This window comes from Paludibacillus litoralis (assembly GCF_037646705.1).
GTDB classification, from domain to species: domain Bacteria; phylum Pseudomonadota; class Alphaproteobacteria; order Rhodobacterales; family Rhodobacteraceae; genus Pikeienuella; species Pikeienuella litoralis.
On sequence record NZ_JBBHER010000005.1, the window covers coordinates 101,020 to 113,359 of the forward strand.

A 12,340-nucleotide genomic window follows, 5' to 3' on the forward strand; every position below is an offset into this window, starting at 1 on the left:
GCGCGCCGGCCGTTACGGCCGGCGCCCTTTCAGGGCTTCCGACAGATGCTCCTCGCCGTTCTACTCGTCAGTCTGTGCCTGCTCATCCTCGTCGGAACCCCGATCGCCGTCGCTCTCGGATTCGTCGCGCTCGCGACGATGTACTGGGTCGCCGGGCTGGACCTTTTCTACATTTTCATTCAGCGGCTTTATGTCGGGACGACCTCGTTCCCCTTGCTCGCGATCCCGTTCTTCATTCTCGCGGGCAATCTGATGAACACCGGCGGGGTGACGGAGCGAATTTTCGCCGCCGCCCAGGTGTTCGTCGGGCGCATCCGGGGCGGTCTCGGACATGTCAACGTCATCGCCTCGATGATGTTCTCCGGAATGTCCGGATCCGCGGTGGCGGATGCGGCCGGCCTCGGCATCGTCGAAGTGAAGGCGATGCGGGAGGCGGGCTATTCGCCCCGCTTCGCCGCGACGATCACCGCGGTGTCGTCCACGATCGGCCCGATCATTCCGCCGTCTATCCCGCTGGTCATCTACGGCAGCCTCGCCAATGTCTCCATCGGCGCGCTGTTCATCGCCGGCGTCGTGCCGGGCGTTCTCATGGGCGTCTCGCTGATGATCGTGATCGCGCTGCTCGCGCGCCGCAAGAATCTGCCCATCATGGAGAACAAGCCCGAGGGCCCCGAAGCCCGGCGCATTCTTCTCGACGCCGCGCCGGCCGCCTTGATGCCCGTGTTCGTGGTCGGCGGGATCCTGGGCGGTTTCGTCACGCCGACCGAGGCTGCGGTGGTCGCGACGGCCTATGCGCTCGTGCTCGGGATCTTCGTGAACCGGGAATTGCGTCTGGCCGATCTGCCGGAGGTCCTCTGGCTGTCGGGGAGGCAAACCGTCCAGGTGATGTTCATCATCGCGGCCGCCGCGCCCTTCGGCTGGGTGCTCATCCAGCAGCAGATACCGAACGCGGTCATCGCGTCGCTCTTCGCGCTGTCATCCGAGCCGTGGATGATCCTGGTCATCGTCAATCTGATCCTGCTCGTGCTCGGCATGTTCATCGAAGGGGTCGCGGTGATCATCATCGCGTTCCCGATCCTCTTGCCGGTCATGCTCCATATCGGCGTCGATCCGGTGCATTTCGGCATCATCATGGTGCTCAACCTGATGATCGGCCTGATCACGCCGCCTGTCGGCCTCTGCCTCTATGCGGTCTCATCGGTCAGTGATGTGCCGGTTGGCGACATGGTGCGGGAGATGTGGCCTTATGTCCTCGCGCTCCTTGCCGTGCTGATGCTCGTCACCTTCGTGCCCGACGTCGTGCTCTGGCTGCCTGAAGCGCTCGGTTACGCGGTGGCGCGATGATGATGACGCTTCTCAAATCGCTGGATCGGCTGGTGTTCCTGATCTGCAAATGGGGCGTCATTCTCGGTCTGGCGGCGCTGTTTCTTCTTCTCGGCGCAAATGTGCTGACGCGGACGATCCCCTTCATCACGCTCGCCGGCTATGATGAAATCGTCGAGCTGCTCTTCGCCTGGATGACGTTTCTGGGCGCTGTGGCGCTCTGGCGCGAAGGCGGGCTCTACAAGGTCGCCGTCGTCGCCCAGTCGGCGCCGCGCCCCTTGCGCCGCGTGATCGATCTTCTCATCCGCGCGCTCATGCTGATCCTGGCGCTGGCGATGGCGGTCAAGGGCGCGGAGTTCGTCCGCTATTCCGGAGAGACGACGCCGTTTCTGCGTCTGGACAAGGCTTATTGGTATGCGGCCGTGCCGACGGCGGGCGCGCTGATGACCGTCTACAGCGTCGTGGCCCTGGTGCGCTTCGCGCTTGGCCATGACCTGGAAAAAGAAACCGTAACCGACAATCTGAGCTGATGCGCATCGCGCGATTCAGCTTATCATCAACCCGCCGAAAATACGGAGAACCGACATGAGCGAGAGACTGGCCGGACGAAAGGCGATCATCACGGGCGGCGCCGGAGGCATCGGCGCCGCCACCTGTCAGGTGTTCTGCGAAGAGGGCGCCAGGGTTGCGATCGTGGACCGGGACGAGGAGGCGCTGGCGGCCGCGGCGGCCGATGTCCGCGCCAATGTCCCGGGCGCCGAGGTGCTGGCGATCGCCGCCGATCTTTCAACCGAAGAGGAAGCGATTCGCGTCGTGACCGAGGCGACGGAGGCGTTCGGCGGTCTCGACATTCTGATCAACGTCGCGGGCATCCGCTCCTATGAGCCGCTGGCGGAGGCGAAGGCCGAGACGTGGCGGCGAATTATCGACATCAACCTTCTGAGCTACGCGTATATGGCCAAGGCCGCGCTTCCTGAAATCCGCCGCTCCGGCAAGGGCAGCATCGTCAATATCTCCTCCACCTACGGCGTGAGCGGCCGCGCGGGTATGGGCCAGTACGACGCGACGAAGGCCGCCATCATCGCGATGAGCCGCACGCTCGCCTTCGAGGAGGTCGAGCATGGCGTAAGGGTCAATTCGCTCTGTCCGGGCTACACGATGACGCCGTTCCATATCCGCCGCGGCGAAGCCCGAGGGCTTTCGCGGGAGGAGACGCTGGCCGAGCCGGTCGACGATTGCCTGATGCGGCGCTGGGCGGATCCGCGCGAGATCGCGTTGCCGATCCTCTGGCTCGCGTCCGATGAGGCCTCCTACGTCACCGCCGCCAATTTCATGATCGACGGCGGGCGGCCCATCCAATGAGCCGGCCTCGCGCGTTGAGAGACGTTTCCGTGAACGCCCCGCTTGGCGCGCATGACCATCCACTCCACGTCGACAGTGATCACCGAGGGAGAAAATGACCATGAAGAGCTTCAGGAAAACCGGCTGTCTCGCAGGGCTGCTCGCAATGACGGCTTTCGCGGTTGGCGCCCCGGCGATGGCCGAGACCACCTTGCGTTTCGCCCATACGCAGCCCACCAGCGATACGCACCACGTCGCGGCGGAGCATTTCGCCGAGCGGGTCGCGGAACTGACGGGCGGGGAGATCAGGATCAGCGTCCATCCCGCCGGAGAGCTTGGCAACGATCCGGCGCTCCTCGAAGGGGTGCGCCTCGGGACGATCGACATCGCGCAGACCGGAAACCCGTTCTACACGCGGTTCGCGCCAAAGCTGAACGTGCTCGATCTTCCCTATATCTTTGAGTCGTACGAGCACGCCTACAAGGTCGTTGACGGAGATATCGGCGACGGCCTTCTGAAGGAGCTGGAGCAGAACCGCATGAAGGGGCTGGCGTTCTGGGAGATCGGCTTCCGGAACATCACCAACAGCAAGCGCGCGATCAGGACGCCGGACGACCTCAAGGGGCTCAAGATCCGGACCACGCCGAATCCGGCCCATGTGCAGGCGTTCGAGATCTGGGGCGCGTCTCCGACGCCGATGGCGTTCACCGAGGTTTATCTCGCGCTGGAGACGGGCACGGTCGACGGGCAGGAGAACCCGGTCAACATCATCCGCTCGAACCGCTTCCAGGAGGTGCAGAGCCACATGTCGATGACGGGGCATGCGTACACCGTCTCCGTCGTCTCCATGAATCTCGCCAGGTTCAAGAGCCTGACGGCGGACCAGCAGAACGCGCTGGTCGTCGCGGCGCGCGAAGCGGCCCACTATCAGCGTGAGTTGAACCGCGCTCAGGATGCGGACGGCCTCGCCGAAATCCGCGCCGCGGGCGTCGAGGTGCTCGAAGACATCGATATCGCTCCGTTCCGCGATGCGGTGTTCGACACGGTTTCGCAGACCTATATCGATGAGCATGGCGACGAGATCGTCAAAGCCATCGGCGCGGCGCGGTGAATCCAGCCGCGTTCGTCAGAGTTCTGCGCCGCGGCCTGGATTGGGCCGCGGCGGGGCTGCTCGCCGTCATCCTCGTCGTCGCCGCGACGCGCGTCGCGGCGCGGTACCTTTTTGGCGCCGGGCTGCCCTGGAGCGAGGAGCTGACCCGGCTCCTGTTCGTGTGGCTGGTGCTCATCGCCGCCTCGCGCACCCGGCATATGTCGATCGATTTTCTGCCCGCCGCCGCCCCGCCGCGCGTCGCGCGGGCGTTGAGGCTGTTCGCGACGATGCTGGGCGTCGGGTTGCTGGGGTTTCTCGCCTGGCGGGCCCTCGATCTGATCGAGATCACCGCCTATGACCGTTTCACCGCGCTCGGCGTTTCGGTCCAGTATCTCTACTGGTCGGTGGTGGTCGGCTGCTCGTTCTGGATCCTGCTCTCGCTTGCGGCGCTGGTCTGGCCCGAACCGGAATCGGAGCCGGGGGAATGACCCTGCTGCTGCTTCTGGGCACGATGCTCATCCTTGCGTGCGTCGGCGTGCCGCTTGTCTTCTCGCTCTTGTCGGCGTCGCTCGTGACCCTGCTCGTCGTGCGGCCGGAGCTGCCGCTGGCGCTGGTGCCGCAGCTTTTCGTCCAGGGCATGGATTCTTTCGCGCTTCTGGCCATCGCGCTCTTTTTCCTCGCCGGCGAACTGATGACGGCGTCGGGCGTGACCGACCGGATTCTCGCCTTCGCGCGCTCGCTCGTCGGCCATCTCCGCGGCGGACTGGCCCAGGTCGGGATCTTCTCGTCTCTGGTCATGGCCGGCGTGTCGGGCTCGGCGGTGGCCGATGCGGCGGCAGTCGGGTCGGTGCTGATCCGGGCCATGAAGCGCGCCGGCTATCCCGCCGGCTTTTCGGCGGCGCTCATCATGTGCGCGTCGATCCTTGGGCCGGTCATTCCTCCGTCGATTCCGATGATCCTCTATGCGGTGCTGGCCAGCGCCTCGGTCGGCGCGATGTTCCTCGCCGGGATCATCCCCGGGCTTCTGCTCGCCTTCGGCCTCGGCGTGGTCGCCTGGATGCGGGCGGGGGCGCTGGATCTGCCGCGGGAGCCGAGGGCGACCCGGCCGCAGGTCTTTCGGGCGACGGGCCGCGCCGCGTTCGCGATCCTCGCTCCCGTGATCATCGTCGGCGGCATTCGCGGCGGCGTTTTCACCGCGACCGAGGCGGGCGCGATCGCGGTCGTCTACATCGTGTTCATCGGTGTTTTCCTGTTCGGCGAGCTGAACGCGTCGCAGTTCGGCGGCGCGCTGGTCAACGCCGCGCATGGCACGGCTTCGATCATGGTCATTCTCGGCGCGTCGTCGATCTTCGGCTGGATCATCGCCGATCAGGGGATCAGCCGCCAGTTCGCCGCCGCGATCTCCGGGCTTGGCGCCCCGGATTGGCTGGTGCTTCTCCTGATCAATGTGCTGTTCCTTGCGATCGGCATGTTTCTGGACCCGCTCGCGGCGCTGGTCATCGTCGTGCCGATCTTCCTGCCGCTGGCGCAGGCCATCGGCATGGACACGGTTCAGTTCGGCGTCATGACGGTGTTGAACCTGATGATCGGGCTCTGCACGCCTCCGGTCGGCTATCTCATATACATGGTCTCGGCCATGGGGGAGACGCCGCCGGGGGAAGTGGTGCGTCAGTCATTCCCGTTCATCGGCGTTCTCCTGGCTGTGCTCGGCCTCGTCACCTACGTTCCCGCGGTCACCTTGTGGCTGCCAAATTTCGTGAGCGGGCAATGAGCCCGCAAAAGCTCTGAGAAGGAAACATCGTAATGTCGCGTATTGTGGACCTGTCCGTAACCATCGAGCCGCATTTCCGCTGGCCGATGGAGCGCAGCCTGAGAAGCGATTTCGCCAAGGGCGACGCTTTCCAGGTCACTCAGCTCAATCTCGTCGTGCACGGCTATACGCATATCGACGCGGCCCGCCACATCATGCCCGACGGCCCGACGACCTCGGCCACGCCGCTCGAGGCCACCTGCGGCGACGCGGCGATCATCGATATCTCCGATATCGAACCGAATACGGAGATCACCCGGGAGCACCTCTCCAAAGCGGGCGCCCATGTGCGCGATGGCGATATCGTGCTGCTCAAGACGCGGTGGGATGAGAAGCGCTCTCTCCACACCCGCGAATTCTGGACCGACTCGCCCTATCTTTCGCGCGGGGCCTGCGAGTGGCTTCTCGAAAAGAAGATCCGGGCCCTGGCGCCGGATTTCCCGCAAGACTACCCGATCCGCCTTCTGCTCGATGGCGAGACCGCGCCGATGCGGGACTTCGTCAGCCATGACGTGCTGCTGCGGAACGGCGTCATCCTCATCGAATACACATGCAATTTCGGAGCCTTGAAGGGCGACCGCACCACGCTCTACGCCTTGCCGCTCAAATTGCCGGACTCGGATGGCTACCCCGCCCGCGTCATCGCGGTGGAGGACGACTGAAGGACGGACGGCGAAGCCCCCGCGCGTTCATTTCTCCCGCCGGGCCGCCCGGCTGAACATGACGCTCACACGAACTGATCACAGGTTTCGGAAGGAAACGACTTATGCATCTCGACACGCTTCTGGGCCCGGTCGGAGCGCGCCGGATTGAAGCCGCGCTGATCGGCGCCGGCGAATTCGGCCGCAGCTTCATCTCGCAAATGCGCCTCGCGCCCGGCATGGATGTGCGCGTCGTCTGCGACGTCGACATCGAGCGGGCGATCCAGGCGTTCGCGGCGGCCGGGGTTCACGGCGTCAAGGTGTGCGAGACCGTGAGCGCGGCGCGCGCCGCCTTCGAGGCGGGCGATGCGCTCGTGATTCCGGACGCCGCGATCGCGGTGGAGTTGCCTGTCGATGTGATCGTCGAGGCGACGGGGATCCCGGAAGCCGCCGCCGTCATCGCCGAGCTTGGCCTTTCAGGGGGCAAGCATGTGGTGATGGTGACCAAGGAGGCCGAAAGCGTGGTCGGCCCGCTCCTCGCGCATCGCGCGCGGGCGGCGGGATTGGTCTACACCCCGGCGGATGGCGATCAGCCGAGCCTGCTTATCGGCCTGGTGGCCTGGTGCCGCCTGCTTGGCCTGGAGATCGTGGCGGCGGGGAAGGCCAGCGAATACGATTTCGTCTACGATCCGGCGGCGGGTGAGATCAGCGCCCATGGCCGCACGCTCGCCGCGCCGGATTTCGCGGAGCTCTGGCGCGCGGAGGGGCGCGGCGCCGCGCGCATCGTCGACGCGCGGTCCGAACTGCTGCGAGACTTCTGGCGGCGGACGACGCCCGATCTTTGCGAAATGACGATTGTCGCCAACGCCACCGGCCTTCCCCCCGGCCGGCCGGCCCTGCACGCGCCGGTGGCGCGCGCGTTGGAATTGCCTGACGTGTTCGCCCCGGTCGCCGCAGGCGGGCTTCTCGATGAACCGGGAATTCTCGATATCTTCAACTGTCTGCGCCGGCCTGACGAGATGAGCTTCGCCGGCGGAGTCTTCGTCGTCGCCAATGCGCCCGACCCGGCGACCGGGCGCCTCTTTCGGGAAAAGGGCATCCCGGCGAGCGCCGACGGCGAGCGTTTCCTGATCAGCAATATCGTGCATCTGCTTGGCGCCGAAGCGCCGATGTCGATCCTGTCGGCCTGCCGGTCGGGCAAATCCACCGCCGGAGAGAATGTGCGCCCACGGATCGACCTGAGCGCGCGGACCCAAGCCCCCATCGAAGCGGGTGCGCTATTCGAACTTGGCTGGCGCCATGAGGTCAACGGCCTGACCGCGGAGATGACGCCGGCGCAACCGCTCGGCGCCAATAACGCCGTGCCGCTCTATCTCCTGCCGGGAGCCAGAGCGCGGGTCGATATCCCGGAGGGCGTGACGGTCACCGGCGCCATGGTCGAGCCGCCGGCCGGGTCGGCCCTCTGGAAAATGCGCGCCGAGCAGGACGCCTTGTTCGCCGGCTGAATCCGGCTGGCCGCCCGCGCCTCCGGCGCGGGGGAGAGCAGGGCGGCGCCGTCCGCTAGATGTCGAGACTGCGCGCGCCATGCTTGTCGCTGGCGCCGGATGATCCGAAAACGGAGCCGACGACACAGCCGACAGGCGCCGCCATGACCGACAGCGTTCCCTCTCTTCCCGTCACGCCTCGGCGCGGCGCCCCCGGCGAGGCCGTCATTGCTCAAGGGCCCTTTCGCCAGATATAGGAGATCTCATGAAACTTCCTCTCATCCTCGCCCTGTCTCTGCTCGCACCTCCGGCTATGGCCGACTGGTCGCAGACCCTGGACGCCGCGCGCGGCCAGACCGTCTATTGGAACGCCTGGGGCGGCGATGCGCGCACGAACGCCTTCATCGCCTGGGTGGGCGAGCAGACCGAGGCGCTATATGGCGTCCGCGTCGAACAGGCCAAGCTGAGCAACACCGCCGAGGCGGTGACCCGTGTGATTTCTGAAAAGGCCGCCGGTCAGGATGAGGGCGGCAGCGTGGATCTGATCTGGATCAACGGGCCGAACTTTCTGGCGATGAAGGAGCAGGGCCTGCTCCATGGGCCTTTCGTGGCCGATCTGCCGAACGCGAAATATCTCGACCTGGGGCCGACCTCGCCCGCCTCGGTCGATTTCACCGTGCCGGTGGAGGGCATGGAAAGCCCCTGGCGGCTGGCGCGGTTCGTCTTCACGTACGATTCGGCGCGCGTCGCCGAGCCGCCGCGCAGCATGGCGGCTTTCGCGAAATGGGCGGCGGCCAATCCGGGGCGGTTCACGCATCCCGATCCGTCGAACTTCATGGGAGCGACATTCCTCAAGCAGGCGCTGATCGAACTGGCTCCGGACGCGGCGATCATGCAGCAGCCCGTCACTGAGGCCGCGTTCGCCGCGGCGACCGCTCCGCTCTGGGACTGGTACGACGCGCTGCGCCCGAACTTGTGGCGCGGCGGCGAAACCTACCCTGAAAACCAGTCGGTGCAGCAACAATTGCTGAACGATGGCGAGGTCGACATCGCCATGTCCTTCGATCCGGCCTCGACCGCCGCCGCCATCGCGGATGGTCTCCTGCCCGAAACGGCGCGCGTGTTCGTGCCGGAAGGCGGCAGCATCGGCAATGTCAGCTTTGTCGCCATTCCCTACAACGCCGCCAACGCCGAAGGGGCGGAAGTCGTGGCGAATTTCCTGCTCGATCCGGCGACGCAGGCTCATATGCAGAATATCGAGGTTCTGGGGTCGTTCTCGGTGCTGGACCCGTCACGGCTCGACGCCGCCGCCAAGGCGGCGTTCGCCGCCCTGCCGACCGCTCCGGCGCTGCCGACGCTGGACGAACTCGGCCCCACGCTGCTGGAGCCTCACGCCAGCTGGATGATCCGGCTAACCGAGGAATGGGCGCGGCGTTACATCAAATGAACCGGGATGGCCGCCTGCTGCGCGCGGCCGTGCTGGCGGTGGTCGGGCTCGGCCTGATCGCCCCCATCATCGCCGGCCTCTGGCAGACGGGGCGCGCCGCGTTCGACATCCTGCCCGCGTTGGGGCGGGACGCGGCGTCGCTGGCGCCGTGGCGGGATCTGGCCGGTCTGCCGGGGTTCGCCACCAGCCTGCGCCTGACGCTCGTCACCGGGCTTGGCTCGACCTTGCTGTCTCTGGTGCTGGCGACCGGTTTCTGCGCCGCGGTTCACGCCAGGATAACGCCTTCGGCGGGCGGGCGGATGCTGACGCCCTTTCTGGCGATCCCCCATGCGGCGATGGCGGTGGGGTTGGCCTTTGTCCTGGCCCCGTCGGGCTGGCTCGCGCGTATGCTGGCGCCGCTGGCGGGGTGGGACCGGCCGCCGGACATCGCCACGGTCAATGACGGCTGGGGCTTCGCCCTGACGCTCGGGTTGATGGTCAAGGAGACGCCGTTTTTCTTGCTGGTGATCCTCTCGGCGCTCAGCCAGATTCCCGTGGCGCGCCACATGGCGGCGGGGCGCGCGCTTGGCTATGGCCGCGGGATCGTCTGGATCAAGATCATCATGCCGCAGGTCTGGCCGCTGATCCGGCTGCCGGTCTGGGTGGTGCTTGCCTATGCGCTGTCGGTCGTGGACATGGCGATCATCCTTGGCCCGTCGAACCCGCCAACGCTGGCGGTGGCGGTGACGCGCTGGTTCGGCGACCCAGATCCGACGATGATCCTGCCCGCCTCGGCGGGGGCCGTCCTGCAAGCGGTGATCGTGGCTCTTGCGGTGGCGGCGCTGATCGGCGCGGAGGCCCTGGGCAAGAGGCTGGGCCGCTGGTGGCTCAGGCGCGGCGGGCGCGGGCTGTCGGCGGAGCCGGGGCTCTGGGCGGCCAGCGCGGTTGTGGCTGCGATGATGGCGATAGGGGCGCTGGCGATGGTGTCGCTTCTGGTCTGGTCGCTGGCGTGGCGGTGGTCCTTTCCGCAGATTCTGCCGGAGAGCTGGTCGCTGAAACCCTGGACGGGCGCGCAGAGCGGCTGGATGCGGACGCTGGCGAATACGCTTCTCCTGGCGGGGGCGACGGTCGGTCTGTCGCTCGCGCTGGCGATCGCCTGGCTCGAGGGCGAGGATCGCGCCCGCAGAAGCCGCGCGCCCTGGGCCGAGGCGCTGATCTATCTGCCGCTGCTGATCCCGCAGATCGGGTTTCTCTACGGGCTGAATGTCGGGTTTCTGCAGATCGGCCTGTCGAGCGGGATCTGGGCGGTGACCTGGGCGCAGGCGCTGTTCGTCTTTCCCTATATGATGATCGCCCTGTCGGACCCTTGGCGCGCGCTGGACCCGCGCATGATCCGCGCCGCCGCCGCGCTCGGGGCGGGGCCGGGGCGCAGGTTATGGGCGGTCAAGCTGCCGGTGCTGCTGCGCCCGATCCTGACCGCCACCGCCATCGGCGTGGCGGTCTCCGTGGCGCAATACCTGCCGACCCTGTTCATGGGCGGGGGCCGCGTCGCGACCCTGACCACCGAGGCGGTGACCCTGTCTTCCGGGTCCGATCGCCGCGTGACGGGGGTATACGGGACGCTTCAGGCCGCGCTGCCCTTCGCCGCCTATCTTGCGGCGGTCATGATCCCTGCGATCCTGCACCGTAACCGCCGCGGTCTGTCCGGAGTCGCCACATGAGCCTTGACCTCGACGCGCTCTGCATCTGGCCGGCCAATGGCGCGGCGCTGTTCCAGCCGTTGACGCTGCATGTCGCGGCGGGCGACGTCGTCACGGTGATGGGGCCGTCGGGAGTGGGGAAATCCACGCTGCTCGACGCCATCGGCGGGCACCTGGCGCACGGGTTTCGCCTGTCGGGCGCGGTGGGCCTGAATGGGCGCGACGTGACGGCGCTGCCCGCCGAGGCGCGGCGGATCGGGCTGATGTTTCAGGACGCGCTGCTGTTTCCGCATCTTTCGGTCGGCGACAATCTGGCCTTCGGTCTGCCGCCCGGCCTGCGCGGGCGCGCGCGCCGCCGCGCGGCGGTGGAGGCGGCGTTGCAACATGCGGGGCTGGCGGGGCTTTACGAGCGGGACCCGGCCACATTGTCGGGCGGGCAACGCGCGCGCGCCGCGCTGATGCGCACTCTGCTGGCCGAGCCTGCGGCGCTGCTGCTGGACGAGCCGTTCTCGAAGCTCGACCCTGAACTGCGTGACGAGATGCGCCAATTCACCTTCGCGCATGTGACGTCCCGCGCCGTTCCGACCTTGATGGTCACGCACGACCCCGATGACGCCGCCGCCGCGGGCGGGCCTGTCGTTGCGCTGAAAGGGTTCGGGGCGCCGTGAAGGCTCCGGTCGCAATCGCGGCCTTCCAGGTGACGCCCGCGCGCCTGAGGATGGCGCGCCGCCGGATGGAGTGAGAACGCCGACCTTCGGAACGTCCCGAAGCTGATCTGTGCGCCGCTTGACCTCGCGGGAAGTCCATGGAGGCGCGCGAGGCGTCCACGAAGGCGCCGGGCTCGCCCTGCTTCTCACGCCGGCCGTCCGCAGCGCAGCGCCGCCATTCGCGGCGACTGCGCAACGCCCATTCGATTTGTCTGATTCCCTGATTTGAGAATCTTCAGTGGCTGGCGCCCCGAAAACAGGGGTGAAAGCCCGATCGCGGCGACAGGTTTGCGCTCCGCTGTGTTCATATGGCGCCCAATTATTAGGCGGTAAATTTCTAGCGGACGAAATTTTGTGCATATCCGCGGATGACCGGCGATTTATCGGGACACATTCTTTCGCTGCAGTGCGGGGGGTGATGCTGTGGCGCAGCAAATCGCGCCAGGCGGACTCTCAAAGGGAAGCGGAATGAAACTGATTATCGCTACGATCAAGCCATTCAAACTTGATGATGTGCGCGAGGCGCTGACCGAAATCGGCGTGCGAGGCATGATGGTTTCGGAAATCAAGGGGTATGGCGTGCAGTCGGGCCATACCGAAGTCTATCGCGGCGCTGAATACAGCGTGAGCTACGTGCCAAAGCTCAAACTGGAAATCGCAACCCCCGCGGACATGGCCGAGCGCGTCGTTCAGACCATCGCGTCGCGCGCGCGGACCGGCAAGATCGGCGATGGCAAGATTTTCGTTCTTGACCTCTCAGAGGTGCTGCGCGTGCGCACTGGCGAAACCAATGAAAACGCACTGTAACGCCCCCATTT

Annotated in this window: 12 protein-coding genes; all 12 read left to right on the forward strand. The window is 66.5% G+C overall.

Annotated features, from left to right (window positions below):
• Positions 1-45: 45 nt before the first annotated feature.
• Positions 46-1,344 (forward strand): TRAP transporter large permease, encoded by a 1,299-nt coding sequence (locus WG921_RS09660; protein WP_340109021.1) that lies wholly within the window; start codon positions 46-48, stop codon positions 1,342-1,344.
• Positions 1,344-1,853: a TRAP transporter small permease gene (locus WG921_RS09665; RefSeq protein WP_340109022.1), complete on the forward strand. Its 510-nt coding sequence runs from the start codon at positions 1,344-1,346 to the stop codon at positions 1,851-1,853. Before WG921_RS09660 ends, WG921_RS09665 begins: the two co-directional genes overlap by 1 nt.
• A gap of 55 nt (positions 1,854-1,908) precedes the next feature.
• Entirely contained in the window at positions 1,909-2,685 is a 777-nt protein-coding gene (locus tag WG921_RS09670) for an SDR family NAD(P)-dependent oxidoreductase (protein ID WP_340109023.1), read from the forward strand.
• 94 nt (positions 2,686-2,779) lie between these two features.
• The gene (locus tag WG921_RS09675) at positions 2,780-3,775 is read left to right on the forward strand and encodes a TRAP transporter substrate-binding protein (RefSeq protein WP_340109024.1); all 996 of its coding nucleotides are present in this window, start codon (positions 2,780-2,782) and stop codon (positions 3,773-3,775) included.
• On the forward strand, positions 3,772-4,242 hold the full coding sequence (locus tag WG921_RS09680) for a TRAP transporter small permease (protein ID WP_340109025.1): 471 nt from the start codon (positions 3,772-3,774) through the stop codon (positions 4,240-4,242). Before WG921_RS09675 ends, WG921_RS09680 begins: the two co-directional genes overlap by 4 nt.
• Positions 4,239-5,525, forward strand: a complete 1,287-nt coding sequence (locus tag WG921_RS09685) for a TRAP transporter large permease (RefSeq protein WP_340109026.1) — start codon at positions 4,239-4,241, stop codon at positions 5,523-5,525. Before WG921_RS09680 ends, WG921_RS09685 begins: the two co-directional genes overlap by 4 nt.
• Positions 5,526-5,557: 32 nt before the next feature.
• Positions 5,558-6,226 carry a cyclase family protein gene (locus tag WG921_RS09690; RefSeq protein ID WP_340109027.1) on the forward strand — a complete coding sequence of 223 codons (669 nt, stop codon included), beginning with the start codon at positions 5,558-5,560 and terminating at the stop codon, positions 6,224-6,226.
• Between the two features lie 104 nt (positions 6,227-6,330).
• Entirely contained in the window at positions 6,331-7,710 is a 1,380-nt protein-coding gene (locus tag WG921_RS09695; protein ID WP_340109028.1) for a flagellar biosynthesis protein FlgA, read from the forward strand.
• Positions 7,711-7,954: 244 nt separating this feature from the next.
• On the forward strand, positions 7,955-9,136 hold the full coding sequence (locus tag WG921_RS09700) for an ABC transporter substrate-binding protein (protein WP_340109029.1): 1,182 nt from the start codon (positions 7,955-7,957) through the stop codon (positions 9,134-9,136).
• Positions 9,133-10,836 (forward strand): ABC transporter permease, encoded by a 1,704-nt coding sequence (locus WG921_RS09705; RefSeq protein ID WP_340109030.1) that lies wholly within the window; start codon positions 9,133-9,135, stop codon positions 10,834-10,836. The genes WG921_RS09700 and WG921_RS09705 overlap by 4 nt, the downstream gene beginning before the upstream one ends.
• Positions 10,833-11,483 (forward strand): ATP-binding cassette domain-containing protein, encoded by a 651-nt coding sequence (locus WG921_RS09710; protein WP_340109031.1) that lies wholly within the window; start codon positions 10,833-10,835, stop codon positions 11,481-11,483. Before WG921_RS09705 ends, WG921_RS09710 begins: the two co-directional genes overlap by 4 nt.
• Positions 11,484-11,990: 507 nt before the next feature.
• Positions 11,991-12,329 carry a P-II family nitrogen regulator gene (locus WG921_RS09715; RefSeq protein ID WP_340109032.1) on the forward strand — a complete coding sequence of 113 codons (339 nt, stop codon included), beginning with the start codon at positions 11,991-11,993 and terminating at the stop codon, positions 12,327-12,329.
• The last annotated feature ends 11 nt before the right edge of the window (positions 12,330-12,340 follow it).

Coding starts and splice junctions, on each gene's coding strand:
- WG921_RS09660 (WP_340109021.1), top strand. CDS start 46: ATGCTCCTCGCCGTTCTACTCGTCAGTCTGTGCCTGCTCATCCTCGTC.
- WG921_RS09665 (WP_340109022.1), top strand. CDS start 1,344: ATGATGACGCTTCTCAAATCGCTGGATCGGCTGGTGTTCCTGATCTGC.
- WG921_RS09670 (WP_340109023.1), top strand. CDS start 1,909: ATGAGCGAGAGACTGGCCGGACGAAAGGCGATCATCACGGGCGGCGCC.
- WG921_RS09675 (WP_340109024.1), top strand. CDS start 2,780: ATGACCATGAAGAGCTTCAGGAAAACCGGCTGTCTCGCAGGGCTGCTC.
- WG921_RS09685 (WP_340109026.1), top strand. CDS start 4,239: ATGACCCTGCTGCTGCTTCTGGGCACGATGCTCATCCTTGCGTGCGTC.
- WG921_RS09690 (WP_340109027.1), top strand. CDS start 5,558: ATGTCGCGTATTGTGGACCTGTCCGTAACCATCGAGCCGCATTTCCGC.
- WG921_RS09695 (WP_340109028.1), top strand. CDS start 6,331: ATGCATCTCGACACGCTTCTGGGCCCGGTCGGAGCGCGCCGGATTGAA.
- WG921_RS09700 (WP_340109029.1), top strand. CDS start 7,955: ATGAAACTTCCTCTCATCCTCGCCCTGTCTCTGCTCGCACCTCCGGCT.
- WG921_RS09705 (WP_340109030.1), top strand. CDS start 9,133: ATGAACCGGGATGGCCGCCTGCTGCGCGCGGCCGTGCTGGCGGTGGTC.
- WG921_RS09710 (WP_340109031.1), top strand. CDS start 10,833: ATGAGCCTTGACCTCGACGCGCTCTGCATCTGGCCGGCCAATGGCGCG.
- WG921_RS09715 (WP_340109032.1), top strand. CDS start 11,991: ATGAAACTGATTATCGCTACGATCAAGCCATTCAAACTTGATGATGTG.